We start from the raw sequence: 1,055 nt of genomic DNA on the forward strand, positions 1-1,055 counted from the left end.
TCCTAGAGACCATAAGCAAAATCCTTTAAAGAAATATTTCCTTACTGATTCTTTTATTTCTGTATTTTTATATTTTTCTAATATCCGCGTTAGATAAAGCGTGAAATAAAACACACTCACTAACTGGTGGTATTTCCTTATAGTGTAAGGTTCGATAAATGCTTTCTTCAAATCCTGCAAAAATGGAGGAATACTTATATGTGGACTTTTCGCATATCTTGAAGTGCTATCGTCTCTTCCGTGACACATATACAATATTTCATTAATCATAACAATGTGATTTGCATGCATAAAAAGCACAATACCAAAAGGCGTATCCTCCATAAATATTCCATTGATAAAATAAAGCTCGAGCTTCTCAAAAAAATTAAAATCAATCATTCCAACACAAACAAATGCCATAAAGAGTTCGTTCTGTTTGGAAACCTCTGCCCAAATTTTCGGAGTGATGATTGTGTTTTTGAAATATTTCAAATAATTTTGGAAAATTGTGGGCGAACCCATATCATAAGCTAGATTCTCATATAAAATCTTGTAGTCAAACCACACAACCTCTGCTTGCTTGCCTTGACTTTGAGAATCTGCAAAAGCCTTAAGACATAATTCCACGCAATCTTCCCTCCAATAATCATCAGGGTCTAAAAACATAATGTAATCAATATGTGGAATAAGAAATTCTAAAGACTCTTTAGAATTTAGCAAATCTACAAAATCTGCGTAATTTATTGCATTAGGTGATTGAGAAGTATAGAAAGATTTGATTTTATAGGGATTTTGTGGATTTTGATTAGCTAAAAGAGTGTATTTACCCCCCCCCCTAATGGAAGTTTCGAGGCAAAGTAATCAATCCCAAGATTTCTAGCATGAGACTGCCCTCCATTTTCTTTATCAAAGAGGATAAAGCGAGAATCTTTTAAAACATATTCTTTTGCAATTTCTAAACTTCCATCAGTGCTTCCATCATTGACTAAAACTATATGCAGATTCTTATAAGTCTGATTGATTACAGAATCAAGACATTCTTTTAAGTAAGGAGCTACATTGTAGATTGGTAT

Annotated in this window: 2 protein-coding genes; both read right to left on the minus strand. The window is 32.8% G+C overall.

Translation table 11 applies throughout. The features are described 5' to 3' along the window. Positions 1–702: glycosyltransferase family protein (locus C6H22_RS08510; RefSeq protein WP_459178038.1), on the minus strand; the 702-nt coding region annotated here is incomplete at its 3' end. Positions 703–791: 89 nt separating this feature from the next. Further along, a partial coding sequence (locus tag C6H22_RS08515) for a glycosyltransferase family 2 protein (protein WP_233707109.1) occupies positions 792–1,055 on the minus strand: 264 nt, incomplete at its 5' end.

It is taken from the genome of Helicobacter equorum (assembly GCF_900198655.1).
In the GTDB taxonomy this organism is placed as follows: domain Bacteria; phylum Campylobacterota; class Campylobacteria; order Campylobacterales; family Helicobacteraceae; genus Helicobacter_F; species Helicobacter_F equorum.